Below are 305 nucleotides of genomic sequence, written 5' to 3' on the forward strand. Positions count from 1 at the left end.
AACACCAACCTCGCGGTCTACATCGGGGTGGTCTATTCCTACCTGCCGTTCATGGTCCTGCCGCTCTACGCCAACCTGGTGAAACATGACCAGAGCCTGTTGGAAGCCGCCTCGGACCTGGGCTCGAGCACCTTCAACAGCTTCTGGAAGATCACCGTGCCGCTGTCCAGGAACGGCATCATCGCCGGCTGCATGCTGGTGTTCATCCCGGTGGTGGGCGAGTTCGTGATCCCCGAACTGCTCGGCGGTCCGGAAACGCTGATGATCGGTAAAGTGCTGTGGCAAGAGTTCTTCAACAACCGTGA

The 305-nt window shown here is 59.0% G+C and carries 1 protein-coding gene; it reads left to right on the forward strand.

Annotated elements, in window-relative coordinates; all coding sequences use genetic code 11:
- Positions 1 to 305: ABC transporter permease subunit (locus tag UCMB321_RS27685; RefSeq protein WP_040071898.1), on the forward strand; the 305-nt coding region annotated here is incomplete at both ends.

It is taken from the genome of Pseudomonas batumici (genome assembly GCF_000820515.1).
Taxonomy (GTDB): domain Bacteria; phylum Pseudomonadota; class Gammaproteobacteria; order Pseudomonadales; family Pseudomonadaceae; genus Aquipseudomonas; species Aquipseudomonas batumici.